Origin of the sequence: Aphanothece hegewaldii CCALA 016 (genome assembly GCF_003007785.1) — a bacterium.
Classification (GTDB): Bacteria; Cyanobacteriota; Cyanobacteriia; order Cyanobacteriales; family Microcystaceae; genus Chroococcus; species Chroococcus hegewaldii.
On sequence record NZ_PXOH01000039.1, the window covers coordinates 1 to 13,361 of the forward strand.

Annotated in this window: 15 protein-coding genes; 6 read left to right on the plus strand and 9 right to left on the minus strand. The window is 34.5% G+C overall.

From position 1 onward, the window contains the following. Positions 1-112 precede the first annotated feature (112 nt). Complete coding sequence (locus C7H19_RS21845; RefSeq protein ID WP_106459038.1) at positions 113-1,018, plus strand: carbohydrate ABC transporter permease; 906 nt, start codon at positions 113-115, stop codon at positions 1,016-1,018. After that, a complete protein-coding gene (locus tag C7H19_RS21850) occupies positions 1,011-1,850 on the plus strand; it encodes a carbohydrate ABC transporter permease (protein ID WP_219907714.1) in 840 nt (279 codons plus the stop codon). The genes C7H19_RS21845 and C7H19_RS21850 overlap by 8 nt, the downstream gene beginning before the upstream one ends. 3 nt (positions 1,851-1,853) lie before the next feature. Here the strand turns inward: C7H19_RS21850 and C7H19_RS21855 are convergent, their stop codons facing one another. From C7H19_RS21855 to C7H19_RS21865, 3 genes are all read right to left on the minus strand, one after another. Then, on the minus strand, positions 1,854-3,239 hold the full coding sequence (locus tag C7H19_RS21855; RefSeq protein ID WP_106459039.1) for a serine/threonine protein kinase: 1,386 nt from the start codon (positions 3,237-3,239) through the stop codon (positions 1,854-1,856). A gap of 260 nt (positions 3,240-3,499) precedes the next feature. Continuing rightward, positions 3,500-4,759 (minus strand): ABC transporter substrate-binding protein, encoded by a 1,260-nt coding sequence (locus tag C7H19_RS21860; protein ID WP_106459040.1) that lies wholly within the window; start codon positions 4,757-4,759, stop codon positions 3,500-3,502. A gap of 4 nt (positions 4,760-4,763) precedes the next feature. Further along, positions 4,764-6,062 (minus strand): cytosine deaminase, encoded by a 1,299-nt coding sequence (locus C7H19_RS21865; RefSeq protein WP_106459073.1) that lies wholly within the window; start codon positions 6,060-6,062, stop codon positions 4,764-4,766. 95 nt (positions 6,063-6,157) lie between these two features. Between C7H19_RS21865 and C7H19_RS21870 the strand changes: the two genes are divergently transcribed. Together C7H19_RS21870 and C7H19_RS21875 are read left to right on the plus strand one after the other, a co-directional pair. After that, positions 6,158-6,907 carry a GDSL-type esterase/lipase family protein gene (locus C7H19_RS21870; protein WP_106459041.1) on the plus strand — a complete coding sequence of 250 codons (750 nt, stop codon included), beginning with the start codon at positions 6,158-6,160 and terminating at the stop codon, positions 6,905-6,907. A 64-nt stretch (positions 6,908-6,971) separates the two neighbouring features. Beyond that, positions 6,972-7,961: a TM2 domain-containing protein gene (locus C7H19_RS21875; protein ID WP_106459042.1), complete on the plus strand. Its 990-nt coding sequence runs from the start codon at positions 6,972-6,974 to the stop codon at positions 7,959-7,961. A 1-nt stretch (position 7,962) separates the two neighbouring features. Here the strand turns inward: C7H19_RS21875 and C7H19_RS21880 are convergent, their stop codons facing one another. Together C7H19_RS21880 and C7H19_RS21885 are read right to left on the minus strand one after the other, a co-directional pair. After that, positions 7,963-10,182 (minus strand): Piwi domain-containing protein, encoded by a 2,220-nt coding sequence (locus C7H19_RS21880; RefSeq protein WP_106459043.1) that lies wholly within the window; start codon positions 10,180-10,182, stop codon positions 7,963-7,965. Next, positions 10,179-11,000: a PD-(D/E)XK nuclease family protein gene (locus C7H19_RS21885; protein WP_106459044.1), complete on the minus strand. Its 822-nt coding sequence runs from the start codon at positions 10,998-11,000 to the stop codon at positions 10,179-10,181. The genes C7H19_RS21880 and C7H19_RS21885 overlap by 4 nt, the downstream gene beginning before the upstream one ends. A gap of 148 nt (positions 11,001-11,148) precedes the next feature. Between C7H19_RS21885 and C7H19_RS21890 the strand changes: the two genes are divergently transcribed. Together C7H19_RS21890 and C7H19_RS21895 are read left to right on the plus strand one after the other, a co-directional pair. Further along, a complete protein-coding gene (locus C7H19_RS21890) occupies positions 11,149-11,511 on the plus strand; it encodes a helix-turn-helix domain-containing protein (protein ID WP_106459045.1) in 363 nt (120 codons plus the stop codon). A gap of 1 nt (position 11,512) precedes the next feature. After that, on the plus strand, positions 11,513-12,169 hold the full coding sequence (locus C7H19_RS21895; RefSeq protein WP_106459046.1) for an ImmA/IrrE family metallo-endopeptidase: 657 nt from the start codon (positions 11,513-11,515) through the stop codon (positions 12,167-12,169). 29 nt (positions 12,170-12,198) lie between these two features. Here C7H19_RS21895 and C7H19_RS21900 read toward each other — a convergent pair whose 3' ends face one another. The 4 genes from C7H19_RS21900 to C7H19_RS21915 form a co-directional block, all read right to left on the minus strand. Beyond that, complete coding sequence (locus C7H19_RS21900) at positions 12,199-12,543, minus strand: HepT-like ribonuclease domain-containing protein (RefSeq protein ID WP_106459047.1); 345 nt, start codon at positions 12,541-12,543, stop codon at positions 12,199-12,201. Continuing rightward, positions 12,530-12,859: a nucleotidyltransferase family protein gene (locus C7H19_RS21905; RefSeq protein ID WP_106459048.1), complete on the minus strand. Its 330-nt coding sequence runs from the start codon at positions 12,857-12,859 to the stop codon at positions 12,530-12,532. Before C7H19_RS21905 ends, C7H19_RS21900 begins: the two co-directional genes overlap by 14 nt. 80 nt (positions 12,860-12,939) lie before the next feature. Then, a complete protein-coding gene (locus tag C7H19_RS21910) occupies positions 12,940-13,143 on the minus strand; it encodes a DUF6887 family protein (protein ID WP_106459049.1) in 204 nt (67 codons plus the stop codon). Further along, a complete protein-coding gene (locus C7H19_RS21915; RefSeq protein WP_106459050.1) occupies positions 13,143-13,322 on the minus strand; it encodes a DUF6888 family protein in 180 nt (59 codons plus the stop codon). Before C7H19_RS21915 ends, C7H19_RS21910 begins: the two co-directional genes overlap by 1 nt. Between the last annotated feature and the right edge of the window lie 39 nt (positions 13,323-13,361).

Genomic DNA, 13,361 nt, shown 5'->3' on the forward strand with positions numbered 1-13,361 from the left:
AAAATAGGGATGTCTTTGCTTCTTACAAAGCAAGTTTAGGGTTTATTTGGGCTTGATTTGTGTTTAAGTCCCACTAACCAAAAACTGAGCCACAACAATTTTTTGGGGGATTATGTGGCTAAAACGCTCTAAACGGAATATTGAACAGAATTACACCTACGATCTAACGGGCTACCTATTCATGTTCCCTAGCTTGCTGGTGTTAGGAACTTTTGTCGTATTGCCTATTTTATATGCGGCTTTTCTTTCCTTCCAAAAAGTACAACTTTTAGGCAGTATTGAATATCAATTTATTGGCTTCAATAATTTTATACGATTAATTAAAGATGACCGTGTTTGGATTGCGCTTAAAAATACAGCCGAATATGTTGCGATCGTTGTACCCTCTCAAACCATTCTAGCCTTATTGTTGGCGGTTAGTTTAAATTCTGGCATTAAAGGAAAATATTGGTGGCGACTTATTTATTTTTTGCCGACTATCACGTCTTCTGCTGTACTGACTTTGATTTTTATGTGGATCTACAACACAGATGGACTGCTAAACTATTTCCTAGCCTTACTTAAACTACCGACTTATAACTGGCTTGATGATCCAGCAGTAGCCCTTAAAAGCATTATGATCATGAATATTTGGTCAACTGCGCCCTTTTTTATGGTAATTTATTTGGCTGCACTGCAAAATATACCCCAGTCACTTTACGAAGCTGCAAAAATCGATGGCGCGAACAACTGGCAACAGTTCATATATATTACCCTTCCTTTATTAAAACCCGTCACTTTCTTTGTGATGACGATGGGAATTATTGGGACTTTTCAACTGTTTGATCAATCTTATATTTTTTCGGGAGGTTCTGGCGGCCCGAATAATGCAACGCTGACAGTAGTTCTATTGATCTATCAGTATGTTTTTAAAGATTTACAAATGGGATATGCAGCAGCGCTCGCCTTTCTGTTGGCATTTGTGATTATAAGTCTTACTTTAATTCAACGTCGATTGTTTGGAGGCGAAATTGGTTAGTAAACGCTCATGGAATCTGGGATTATCATGGTTTGTCTATATTCCACTGACACTCTATGCGATCGTAACACTGATTCCGTTCCTCTGGGCTTTGTCTACCTCATTTAAACCTCTTTCGGAAATTGTAAGCGATGGCATGAATTTTCTACCCCGTCAGTTCACTTTTCAAAACTATCAAAATATTTTCTTACAAGAACCGCTATTCCTCCGTTGGCTATTTAATAGTGTTCTGATTGCTGTTATTGTAACAATTTGTAACTTATTGTTGAATTCTATGGCGGGATATGCACTGGCGAGGTTGCAGTTTCGGGGTAAGCGATTTTGGTTTTTCCTAATTCTCGCAGTATTGGCGGTTCCTGGGCAAGTTACGTTACTTCCGACCTTTTTGATCCTCAAGACTTTCGGTTGGCTAAATTCCTATCAGGGGATGATTGTCCCGAGTATCGTTAATGCGACTTTTATCTTTATGATGCGCCAGTTTTTCTTAAATTTCCCGAAAGAACTAGAAGAAGCAGCCGAATTAGACGGATTAAACCGCTTTGAGACGTTTTGGTATATTGTCCTACCTCTGGCTAAACCTGCATTAGCAGCACAGGCTATTTTTGTTTTTATGGGAAGTTGGAATAATTTTAGTTTACCACTGGTGATTTTATTCGATCCAGAGATGTTTACTTTACCTCTGGGACTGAACGCCTTTAAGGGACAATACAATATTTATTGGAATTACATCATGGTCGCTTCAATGGTGTTTACCTTACCCGTCCTAATCATTTATCTCTTTTTTAATCGTTACTTCATTCAAAGTGCAATGTTTACAGGTACCAAAGGCTAATATCTAACTAATTGGTAAATCAAGCCAGTCACTCAGTTCATAAGCTAACCAATCTAACTCAGGTTCAGATAATCGACCATCATTTCCTAAAGATAAATGTTTTGTCCCCACCCAAATTTTAATCTGAGGATGAACTGTTACACGATCGCCATCAGAATCTTGTCTATAAGTAATAGGAGTCCGTTCGATTCTAGTAATTCTTTGACGGGGTTTGGGTTTAGAAAAAGGAGAGTTGATCCCAAATAAGCGATTTTTTAGTGTAATTTGCTCAGAATCAATGCGTAAGCGAGTATGACCGAATAAAGTGAAGATAATAGTCAGAATAAGCCCTAATCCCACGCATAAATGACCTGTCGCAAAAAAAGCAGCAAACCAACCAAAATTATTCCAAGTCGCAAAAGCAATGGAATACCAAAGGATCAGAAAACCATTCCAAATAACAGCAAAGATAATAATCGGAATTAGTCCTACATGAAAACCTTTTGGAGGAATGAAAATGTCTAAAACATCATCTTGTTTGGATAGGTGAACCTGAGAATTAAAGGGTTTAGTCGGAATTAAAAATTGAGTTTCAACTATTCCTACTGGTTTTAAAAGTGCGTTAATAGCCTCTTTCGCGGACGAGAACCGTTTTTCTAAACTCGGTTGGATCATTTTGCGTAACCAACGAGTGAACTGGGGAGAAAGATTAACCGAAGATTCAAAATCAAGGCGTAAATCTTTTTGTGGAAGATCAGCCGGATGTAGTCCAGATGCGAGGTAAATTAAAGTAGCCCCCAAACTATAGAGATCAGAAGCTTGAACCGCACGACCGCCAAACTGTTCTGGTGGCATGTAACCATAAGTCCCGACAATTGTCAAGGTACTTCCTTGGTTAGCAGCAGCTTGTACCGAACCAAAATCAACTAGATAAACTTGACCCGCTTGATGTCCTGAACGATTAGACAATAAGATATTACTCGGTTTTAGATCGCGGTGAATAATCGGCGGCTGTTGAGTGTGTAAATAGTCTAGGATATGTAAAATAGCGATCGCAAATTGTTTAAGTTCTTCTTCGGTAAAGGTGCGACCCTCATTAACCTGATTTTCTAATGAAGGTGCCTTTAAGTAACTTTGTACTAAAGCAAATCCTTTTCCGTTATTGTCATCAATTTCAAAGTAATCAAGATATTGAGGAATAGCAGGGTGGGATAAAGCTTGTAAAGTTTTCGCCTCACGTTCAAAAAGTTTAAACGTTTCCCAATTGAGATGTTGATTAAAAAATAATAACTTGACAACGACTAATTTTTGTGTATGTTGATCAAGAGCGAGAAAGGTTTGTTGACTATCTCGTAACCCAAGTTGTTTTTGTATTAGATAGCGTTGCTGGATGATTTCGCCAATATTCATAACTGTTGTTTCAAGCTTACTGCTCTATAACATAAGTTCAATACTTCAAGACCGCCAGTGAATGAATTCACTGTCTCATAGCTTAAGTCCATTAAAATGGACTAGACATATACAATTAGTCGGTTTGAACCGACTTTAACTATAAGCCGTGAAATTGATTTCACGGTGGTCTATGAAATCTTATCAGCAATCACTCAGTATTCAGTATATCTACTAAATTAATCAATTAATTTAGAACAATTTCTGAAATGAGATATAACTTACTGTTGCGCTTGAATTTGCTCATTAGCTTCGTTTTCGGCTCGTTTCATCGCCTGTGTTAGAGGTTGTTCGCCTAATAATGCACTAAAAAACTGATTATTAAAATTATTCATAACTAAGGCGGGATGTTGTCCAATTTGCCAAGTAGTCGCATACTTCACCCCTGCAATTAAAGGAATTCGTAAGGGATCACGATCGTATCCTAATTCTAAAGCGACAGTGCGACGAGTTGGTAAAACCAGCCCACTACTTGCCCATTTTGCCATTCCTTCAGAACTGGTAAGATACGAAATTAGCTCCCATGCAGCCTGTTTATGTTTTGACTCGCGGTTCATCACATAGGCAACCGTAAGCATCATTGTACCCGAACGATCGTTGATACGGGGCACTTCGGCAGTAGCAAACTCCATCTGAGGGAAGTTTTCATGCAGAAACGGAATGACCCAACTCCCCTCAATCACCATCGCTACCTTACCCCTACCCAACATTTCGCCGCCAGACTTTGCCCCCACATCGGAAGCCCGAACAGATGTACGTTCTTGATACTGATCGACAACTAACCGCAGTCCTGCTAAACTTTCATCTGATGCAAAAGTAGCATAACCCGATTGATTTACAACCAGCCCCCCAAATGCCTTGATGATATAGGCTAAACGCGCTAATTCTGGAGTCACACCTAAGCCATACTGATCAATTCTACCGTTTCCGTTGCGATCGACTGTTAAGCGTTGAGAATAAGTTAGTAATTCATCCCAAGTTTGCGGAGGTTGGTTTAAACCCACATCAGCCAATGCTTTTTTGTTATAAAACAGAGCTAGAGTAGAATAATCTTTCGGCAATCCATAAATATGTGTGTCATATTTAAAAGGACTGAGAAAATTTTCCTCAAAATCAGCTAAATTAAATGCTGGAGTGATATAAGATTCTAAAGGCTCCAAGACATTTTTATCCATCAAAAAAGGTGCTTGAATTGCATCTAGATAAAATACGTCTGGTGCTGCATTTCCAATTAAACGCGCTTGTATCACATCCATATACTGCTCTGAAATAACCTCGTATTTAACCTTGATGTTTGGATGTGTCGTCTCAAAGTTTTGTATAACTTCTTGAAGTAACCGTCGTTCAATTGGATCACCCCAACCGCTTATTTTAATCGTTACGGGTTGGTTTTTTGAGCTATGGGATAAAAAGTTCTGACAACTAATTAAAACAGCAACGAGCAAGGCGATCGCAATAAGTTTAAATTGTTTTCTCAACATAGATCTACAATTTTAGTAAATCATCTAATTCTGAATAATCTGGTAAGCTTGTATCAATAGATTTACCCTGTCTTAAAACAAGGCGATCGCTTTGGGGACGCGACAACAATTCACTAAAATAACGAGCTTTAAATATAATTAAATCTGCGCTTATTCCTTCTTTAATTCTACCCAATGTAGGTAACCCCATTAAATCAGCAGGGGTTTTTGTGACACTGGTACACCAATCTTGATAGGGTGTATCTAAATGGGCAATTCTGACAGCTTGGGTAAAGACTTCTAACCCATCATGATCCCCAAAACCGTAAAAAGGATCTCGACAATTATCGCTTGCAAATGCGATCGGTATTCCTTTTTGTTTTATTTCATGTGCTTGTGTTACACCACGCCAAAAAGGAGTTTTATTTGGTGTACGATCTTGTAAATATAAGTTACACATAGGTAAGCTTACGATACCAATTCCTGCTGCTTTAACTAGCTCCAAAGTTTGATTAACAATTTCTGGTTTTTGGACTGATAAACTACAACAATGTCCACAAACAATCTGCTCAGTAAATTGATTTCTAAGAGCAGCTTTGGCAATTTGTTCTAAACATCTTGACTCAGGATCATTTGTTTCATCCGTATGAAAATCAAGCTTTAAGTTTCGTTCTTTTGCTAACTCGAAAACAGTATCTAATTGTTGTTCTAAATCTAGGTGTGGAAAGGCAACACCGCCTAAAATTCCGCCTATTTCTGCAATTTTATCGGCTAATTTAATTCCTTCTGGTGTTTGGAAATAATCGAGAGTGACTAAAGAAACTGCTTGTATAGTAATGCGCTCTTTCCATTTTTCTTGTAAAGTTTTAATCACATCTAAACTAATAAAACCTTGTTCGCCATATGAATCAATATGTGTTCTAAGCGCACGAGTTCCATGAGCATAACTACATTTTATACCAAATTCCATCCGTCGATAAAGATCCTCTGCTGTCCATGAGTTTTGTGCATCTTTTCTCGCTGTTTCTAGAGCATCATCAAATGTACCAGTTTTGTTAGGCGATCGTTGCCAAATATGACCTTTATCTAAATGAGTGTGTACATCTATAAAACAAGGAAAAATTATCTTTTTTTGTAAATCAATACTAATCGAATCTCGTTGATTTGAATCACCTTGAGTAATTTTATTAATCCTTCCTTGTTTAATTTCTAAATCGACTAAACATAAACCTTCTTGAGTTGCTGCAATAAAATCTTTTTTTTCTAGTAAACAACGAGGAATATGAGCATTTTTTAACCAATATTGTTCATTTTCGGGAATAATCATTGTATGCTAATCCTTTAGCTAATTTATTTAATACATTTTATTTCTTTGTGATAATATATAGAAAAATTTAGTTAATTTTATCAAATTTTTCTATGATTGGTAAAACAAAATTTTTCTTGAAACTATCAATTTTTCTTAATTTGATTTTTTTCATCGGTTTTAGTCTTTGGTTATTAAAGAAAGTTAATCCATCTTTTTTTAAGATAATTAATTCTACAGAGCAAAATCAAGTACAAAATCACACACGTCCTATTTATAAAACTCCATATTATAATTCAAAAGTTGAAGAATTTAAAAACTTACCTATGACAAAAGAAGATGTTATTTTATTAGGAGATAGCTTAACTGATTTAGGCGAATGGCAGGAACTTTTACAAAATGTTAATGTTAAAAACAGAGGAATTTCTGGAGATACAACAGATGGCGTTTTAAACCGTCTTGATCAAATTATAGCAGGACAGCCGAAAAAAATCTTTATTTTAATTGGAGCTAATGACTTTTGGTGGCATAAAAGATCAATTGCTGATGTTTTGCAAAATTATAAGTTAACTTTAGACACCCTTAAACAGCAGGCACCTAATACCAAAGTATATGTACAAAGTTTATTACCTGTTAACAACACTAATTTTGATGTTGCTTTAGATAATTCTACCCTATCTGAATTTAATCAACAGCTTGAACAACTTGTTAAAAATTATCCTTACCAGTATATTAATTTGTATCCTCATTTTTTAAATAAAGAAAATCAATTATCTTTACAATACACTACTGATGGAGTGCATTTAAGTGTACCTGGATATATAGTCTGGAAAAATCAAATCGAAAAATATATTAATGAATAGGCTCTTGTCATTCTAGAAATGAATAATTATATAATAGAGATAATTTTCTTTTTCCTAAAACATCATGAATCTAGACTCAGCAAAAAAGAAACTAGAAGACGGTTGTCTAACCTTACAGAAAGCGGGAAATGATAAAGATTTGCTTGGTTTAGCCTTAACAAAAATTCATGCAGCCCTTGAAGAAGCTTGTCGAATTTGGTTATCTGAACCTAATGTAGCACAAGCACATCATTTAGATGCTAAAGACCGTAAACAAGTGACTTGGCAAGAAATCTTAGATTTAATGAGTCAATATTATCAGTGGACTTCAGATGATACCAGCTATCTTAGAAATAAAAATTATTTAAGAAATAAAATTGCTCATAATGATGAGTTTAATATCACACGTCAAGAAGTGGAAAATTATGCTCAGTATGTTGAAGAATTATTAAATATAAATCAGTTACCCGTGTTCAGTGATCAAACAGACAATCCATCTTTATTTGAGTTTGATTCTACACCTTCACCACAACCACAAAAAATTAACGATTTTCCAACTCAAACATCTGAAAAAAAAGTAGCTGTTGCTTATGGACTTTGGGCGTTAGGTTTTCTAGGAGTCTTTGGAATACACCGTTTTTATCTAAAAAGACCCTTGACAGGTTTATTATGGCTATTTAGTGGTGGCGTTTTTTTCATTGGGCATATTGTGGATTTATTCTTAATTCCTAAAATGGTGAAAGGTGAAAATTTACCTCAATTATCGACGGATAATCCATTGTTGAATACAAGTCAAGAAATTTTTAATCAACTTAATCAATTAGATAATAGCTTACAAGCTAGTATTTTCCAAAGCGTCACAAATTCTAAATTGAAAAAAACAAGCCCGATGCACCAATTAATAGAAGTAGCTGCGAAGAATGGAAAAGTTTTATCAATGGGGCAAGCAGTTAGAGAAACAGGTTTATCTCCTGATGAAGTGCAAAAGCTTTTAGATGAAGGAATGCGAAAAGGAATTATTAATATTGATAACGATTCTGAAACAGGTGCAGTTCGCTATTATTTTGATATTTAATCTATAGCCAGAATTGACGATCGCCTTCTAGTACACTAGGATAAATTCCCTTTAACCGTAATTCTGCCATACGATCAGATCCATAAAGTGGCATCGGTAAACGAGGTGATTTTAAGGCTCCATGATGCAATAATGTTAATTTGAGAGTAGTGTCTATAATACTTTCAATCGTCGCAGGATGACCTTCAGAAAGAATATTTAAACGGAGAGGACGGGCTAAACCCATATTTTCAGAAACTTTAGTTGTAATTAAAATAGCTTCATAAGAGGACAATTTTAGAGCCAGTCCTTGTGTTGGTGCAGTTAATTTTGATGATTCAATATTGTATAATCTTGGAATTTGTGTTTTTCTGCACTCTACTAAAATAAATTTAGCGTTAATTGCTTTGGCTCTTGCTAATAAATTTTCGATTTCTCTATTGACAAAACGACCATCTCGGTAAATTAAAACCGTTTTACCTTCTAATATATTCGTTGGAAGTATTTTTTCTAAAAATCGCTGTGGAATTTCTTCACCTTCTATTAAATCTCCCTCTAACCGGTAACGAATAAAATCACCTTGTTTGCCATAAATACGAATACTTGCACAAGCATTAAGCGTTCCGGGCAAATCTGCTTTAGGTTTTCTGGCTATATCCAAACCAATAAAACAATCGGCAATTTCTAGAGGTTCAGCTAAAATAAAGGGCAAGTTTCCTAATTTAGCAAGGATTCCAGGAATAATTTGATATAAAATATATTTATATTCAACATTTTTTAAAGTATCATCATAAATAAACTGACTAGCCATCCGACGATTTAGTAAATAAGAATAAATTTGATGATAAAAACTGCCTTCTTCTGTATAATCAGCCTCACGATCGCTTTCTGGTAAAAACACTAAAAATATATCTGTAGGAGTTGCTAAAAGCTCATTGACTTTTTTTTCAACTTCTGCTCGACTATCCGAATTATTACTATTTTCAACAGATAAGGGAACTGCGTTAACAACTACACTGTTAAAACCATATTTTTTTAAATAGTTTTGTACTTCATCGACAAACTTACCTACTTTCATCTCACAAAGTCTTAAAATTGTTATTTTAATTTCTGTTGAAGAATTTTGATAATCTTTATGTCTTCGATAAACACCTCCTCCTTTTCTTTGATCTAGACCTTTAAGAATTTCTCCTTGTATACCTTTAAAACCTTTGCCAAATAGTAATAAAGTTTCTTCTAAAGAAACTGATGGAAGTAAGAATAGATCAGAATTTTGTCGATTATTAATGGCTTTATCTGCTACTTGAAATCCATAAGTTTTCAGTAATATTTTAGCTTTTTCTTTATTGTTAATTAAACTATTTTTTCGCTCTTGATATGAAATTTTAGTAAATTTAAGTAGTTTACCCCAATCTACACCAAATCTGTCGGCTGTTTTTTGTGAGATACTTGGACAAAGTGCAGCCATAGCATAAGTATATAAGGTTTTATTTTTACCAAATCTAACTGATACAAGTGGTTGATTTTCAGGAGCTTCTGTTAAAGCTAATTTACTGGTTGCTCCTGTTGCATCTTTTAGTAGTTTTTCTCGATGTTCTCCAACTGTACCCGATAATTGTACAATCGTGCCTGTACTTCCTCGTTCTATATCCTGAACTTGTAATCCTATTAATAAATCTTCTGGTTTATTTCGGAAAGGATGATTTTGAAAAAAGTCGGCTAAATGACCTTTGTAAAAAATTTTACTATTAATAGTTAAAGCGAAAGCAGGTTTTAATTCTCCTTGTATCTCAATCGTTTCAGCCCAAAATTCTACTATTCGATTAACTTCTACTCCTTGGTTTTCCGTGACCTTGTTTAAAGAAAAAGGTCGATGAGTTTTCAAAATAGCACAAGCTAATTGTGATAAAACTTGTGGGGTAGGTGAGGGTTGATGAAGCCATTGAAATGACCAGTAATAAGATTTAAAATCCTCTACTTGTTGTTGAATATTGTTTAATGCTTCTTTCCAGCTTTTTTCATTTGGTTTTTCTTTTAGAGGTTTTCCTAAAACCCAAAATGTTTTGTTATAAAAAGTAACAACAAAATCGGGAAACTGACGAGAAAAATGATAGCTTAAACGATTACCCAAATCTTGATCAATTTCAGGTGTTAAGCGAAATCCCATTAAATTAGGTTGTGAAATAGTAACACAAGAAATTTCACTCATGAATGTTGAAGCAGTAGCTAAAGTGGCGGTCATGCAGAAACCTCAGAAATAAAAAATTTACAAATAGATTTGAACTGACAATATAGACAGTTAATTCCAGGATTCGATGGATAAATTTGATTAAACTCAGCAGGATTTTTTCGATAGCGCCATAATTCTTGTTGATGTTGCTTTGCTATTTTCACTAATTCAGTTTGTATCGCTTTTAACTGGTTAGGATTAGCAGTAATATGCTCTGACCATTTATTAGTTTCTAAGTTGTAAAAAGAAGCAATAGCAGGCTGTTTTGGATAAAGATATTGAACCGCTAGAAGATAAACTAATCCTTGTCTACGATCAAAATCAGTTTTACCCGTTTTAAAATCCAAAATGTGTAATGTTCCGTCTAATTCACGGAAAATACAATCAATTGCCGCATATAGATTAAATTGATAATTACCTTGCTGAATTAATATCGGTTCTGGATATCCTTCATCTCCACGACTGAGTTTAATGATATCTTTGCCACGCAATATAGGATTTTCATAATAGTTTTTGAGAATTTCAATAACTCTTGTAGCAATTTCTACTGTTTCTTGATGCAATTGTAAAATCTTTGCAACTTGTTCTACACCATAAGAAGAGCATAATAAATCCCTATCTTGATGAAACTCATAAACTCCTTGTTGTCCTAACAGTCCGATGCGTTGCCAAGAAGTATCTTGTGCCATTAATTCTTGAACTATAGCATCATTCTTTTTTGCTTTGATGAAACCGCGCTTGTGATCACAGTGCCAGATTTCTTGTCCGATAGGTGGGGAAAATAAAGACCATAGATTATAGCTTGCAAATGACCAAATTTTGGCCGTCATGTGTTCTGACTCCAATGGTTAATAGATAGAAAATTTTACGGATGAAGAGCAGGAATCTTGTTATACTGATTTTATTGCTCACTATGATAAATTTTATCATGTTGACCAACTTTGTCAACACTGCGATTAATCTGTAGGATCAAAAACCATGAATCAGACTTTTGGAAAGCTTATTCGACAAGCTCGAAAAGATAGAGGACTTAGCCAACGAGAGTTAGCCAATTTGGTAGATGTCAACTACACTTACTTATCCAAGTTAGAAAATGACCATGCAGGGACACCACCAAGTGAAGATGTTATCGAGAGATTAGCACATCATCTAGAATTGAATGCTCAGGAATTAATCTATCTTGCAGGACGTATTACAGAAGACGATGAAAGAGTATTTGAGGAGTTTGTTAAACAAAATTATAAAGAAATGCCTGTTTTATTTCGTAAACTGAAGAATAATCCTAAATTTGCCCAAAATTTTCTACAACAAGTTACGGAATTAGAATCAAAGGATAAATAAAGTGAATATCTATAAGCCTTATCGTCGTTTAGAGAAAACTCTTATTGAAGCTGAAGCAGTTGCAATTCTTCAAAAAATGGCTTCTACACCTAAATACTATCCTAAATGGCCGCTCGATCCAACGCGAGTGGCGGAGTTTTTAGGACTAGATACAGAGATTATCGATCTTCCTTGGGAAGGTGAAGGAGCTATTGCGGCGATGATTTGGCCTGTAGAACATAAAATTTTAATCAACGAGAATAGCAATAAATTATCCAAAGGCTTTCAAGAATCTTCTATTGCTCATGAAATTGGCCATTGGATACTTCATGTTGATCACCAACAAGTTGAAATATATCAAGAAAAACAAAATTTAGGTTTAGAAATTCCACCGCCACCTTTACATCGTCTTTATAGGGATAAAGAGCAAAATAGTATTGAAAGACAGGCTCAATATTTTGCAGGTTGTTTACTAATGCCTCGTTATATTTTAGAAGAAAAGTGTCAAGGTCGAGATTTAACAATATGGCCACATCTTTATGCAATGAGAGATGAGTTAGGAGTTACTATTTCTAATTTAGTTAATCGACTACAAGATTTAGGCTGGATTCATATTCCTAAAAATTCCAAGCAAATTTATCCTGGGAATACTGATTCTAGCGTAAAATTGAAATCCTAGACCTTTTTCAAAACAAATTTTATTTAAAATTATGGATTATCTCGCTCTTTCATAATCGGTTCAAGTAAATTTAAAAGATCAGGTATTTTATTGCAAACTACATCCCAAATAACATCAAAATCAATTTGGTCATATTTATGAATTATAATATCTCTCATGCCAGCTATATCTCGCCAAGGTATACTAGAATATTGCTGACGTAACTCTTGAGAAAGTCGTTTAGTAGCTTCTCCTATAATTGTAATTTGATAGAGAATTGCTGATAATTTCTCATCGTTGTTTTCTAGTTCTAATCGACTTATGTTGTAAGTATAGCGTAAGATTTTTTTAGCTGCTTTTTCAATATCAATAATTGATTCTTTATCTCTTGACATAAATAATCTTGGCTGAATCTATAATATTTTTGCGTCTTAGCCAATTTTGACTGTTTTCGAGGGCTGTTTTTACAACAAAATCAACATCTCGATTAAACATTGCTTCTAGTTCGTCTTTCATTTGTATAGTTTCGGTTAATCCTCTTTTATATTCTGGAGCAAATGTAACTAACACATCAATATCGCTATTAAATCGAAAATCTTCCCGTAAAATAGAGCCAAATAAAGCAAATTCGCTAATATGCCAACGCTGACAAAAATTAGCGATCGCTTCTTGACTAACTCCTAAACGTTGTTCAATGTTAACCGTCAGCATTGTTTATATGGAAAAGTGTTATCAATGGGGCAGGTCGCTATTATTTTGATATTTAGACCCTGAGTTAAATGTTAAAATTATTAATTATCCTCATTTAATTTGAATTTAAAGATTGCTTCCACTTCTTCATAAGTCATACTTTGTGGTGCAGGATATTTAAAACCGTCTTTTTTTCGACTTAACAAGACTTCTAAAGCTTGACTAAAAGCAGTTTCGTCATTCCGATTCTCAGAGAGATATTGACGAAGTTCGGCGTTATTCATATCATAAAGTGAGTTGTTCATTATTCAAAATCCCAATTTCCATGTTCATTAATTAAAATTTCTAAACCCTCATCAATTCCAGCTAAAATATAAATAATTTTTAGTCGGTTATCATAGCGAAATAAATAAATAGGTTGATAAAGATTAGATAGTAATTGACATATAAAAATAGCTGTATCTTTTTGTTTTTCAGTTGGCAAATTCAATCGCCTAATATTTTGTTAGTCTTGATATAAATA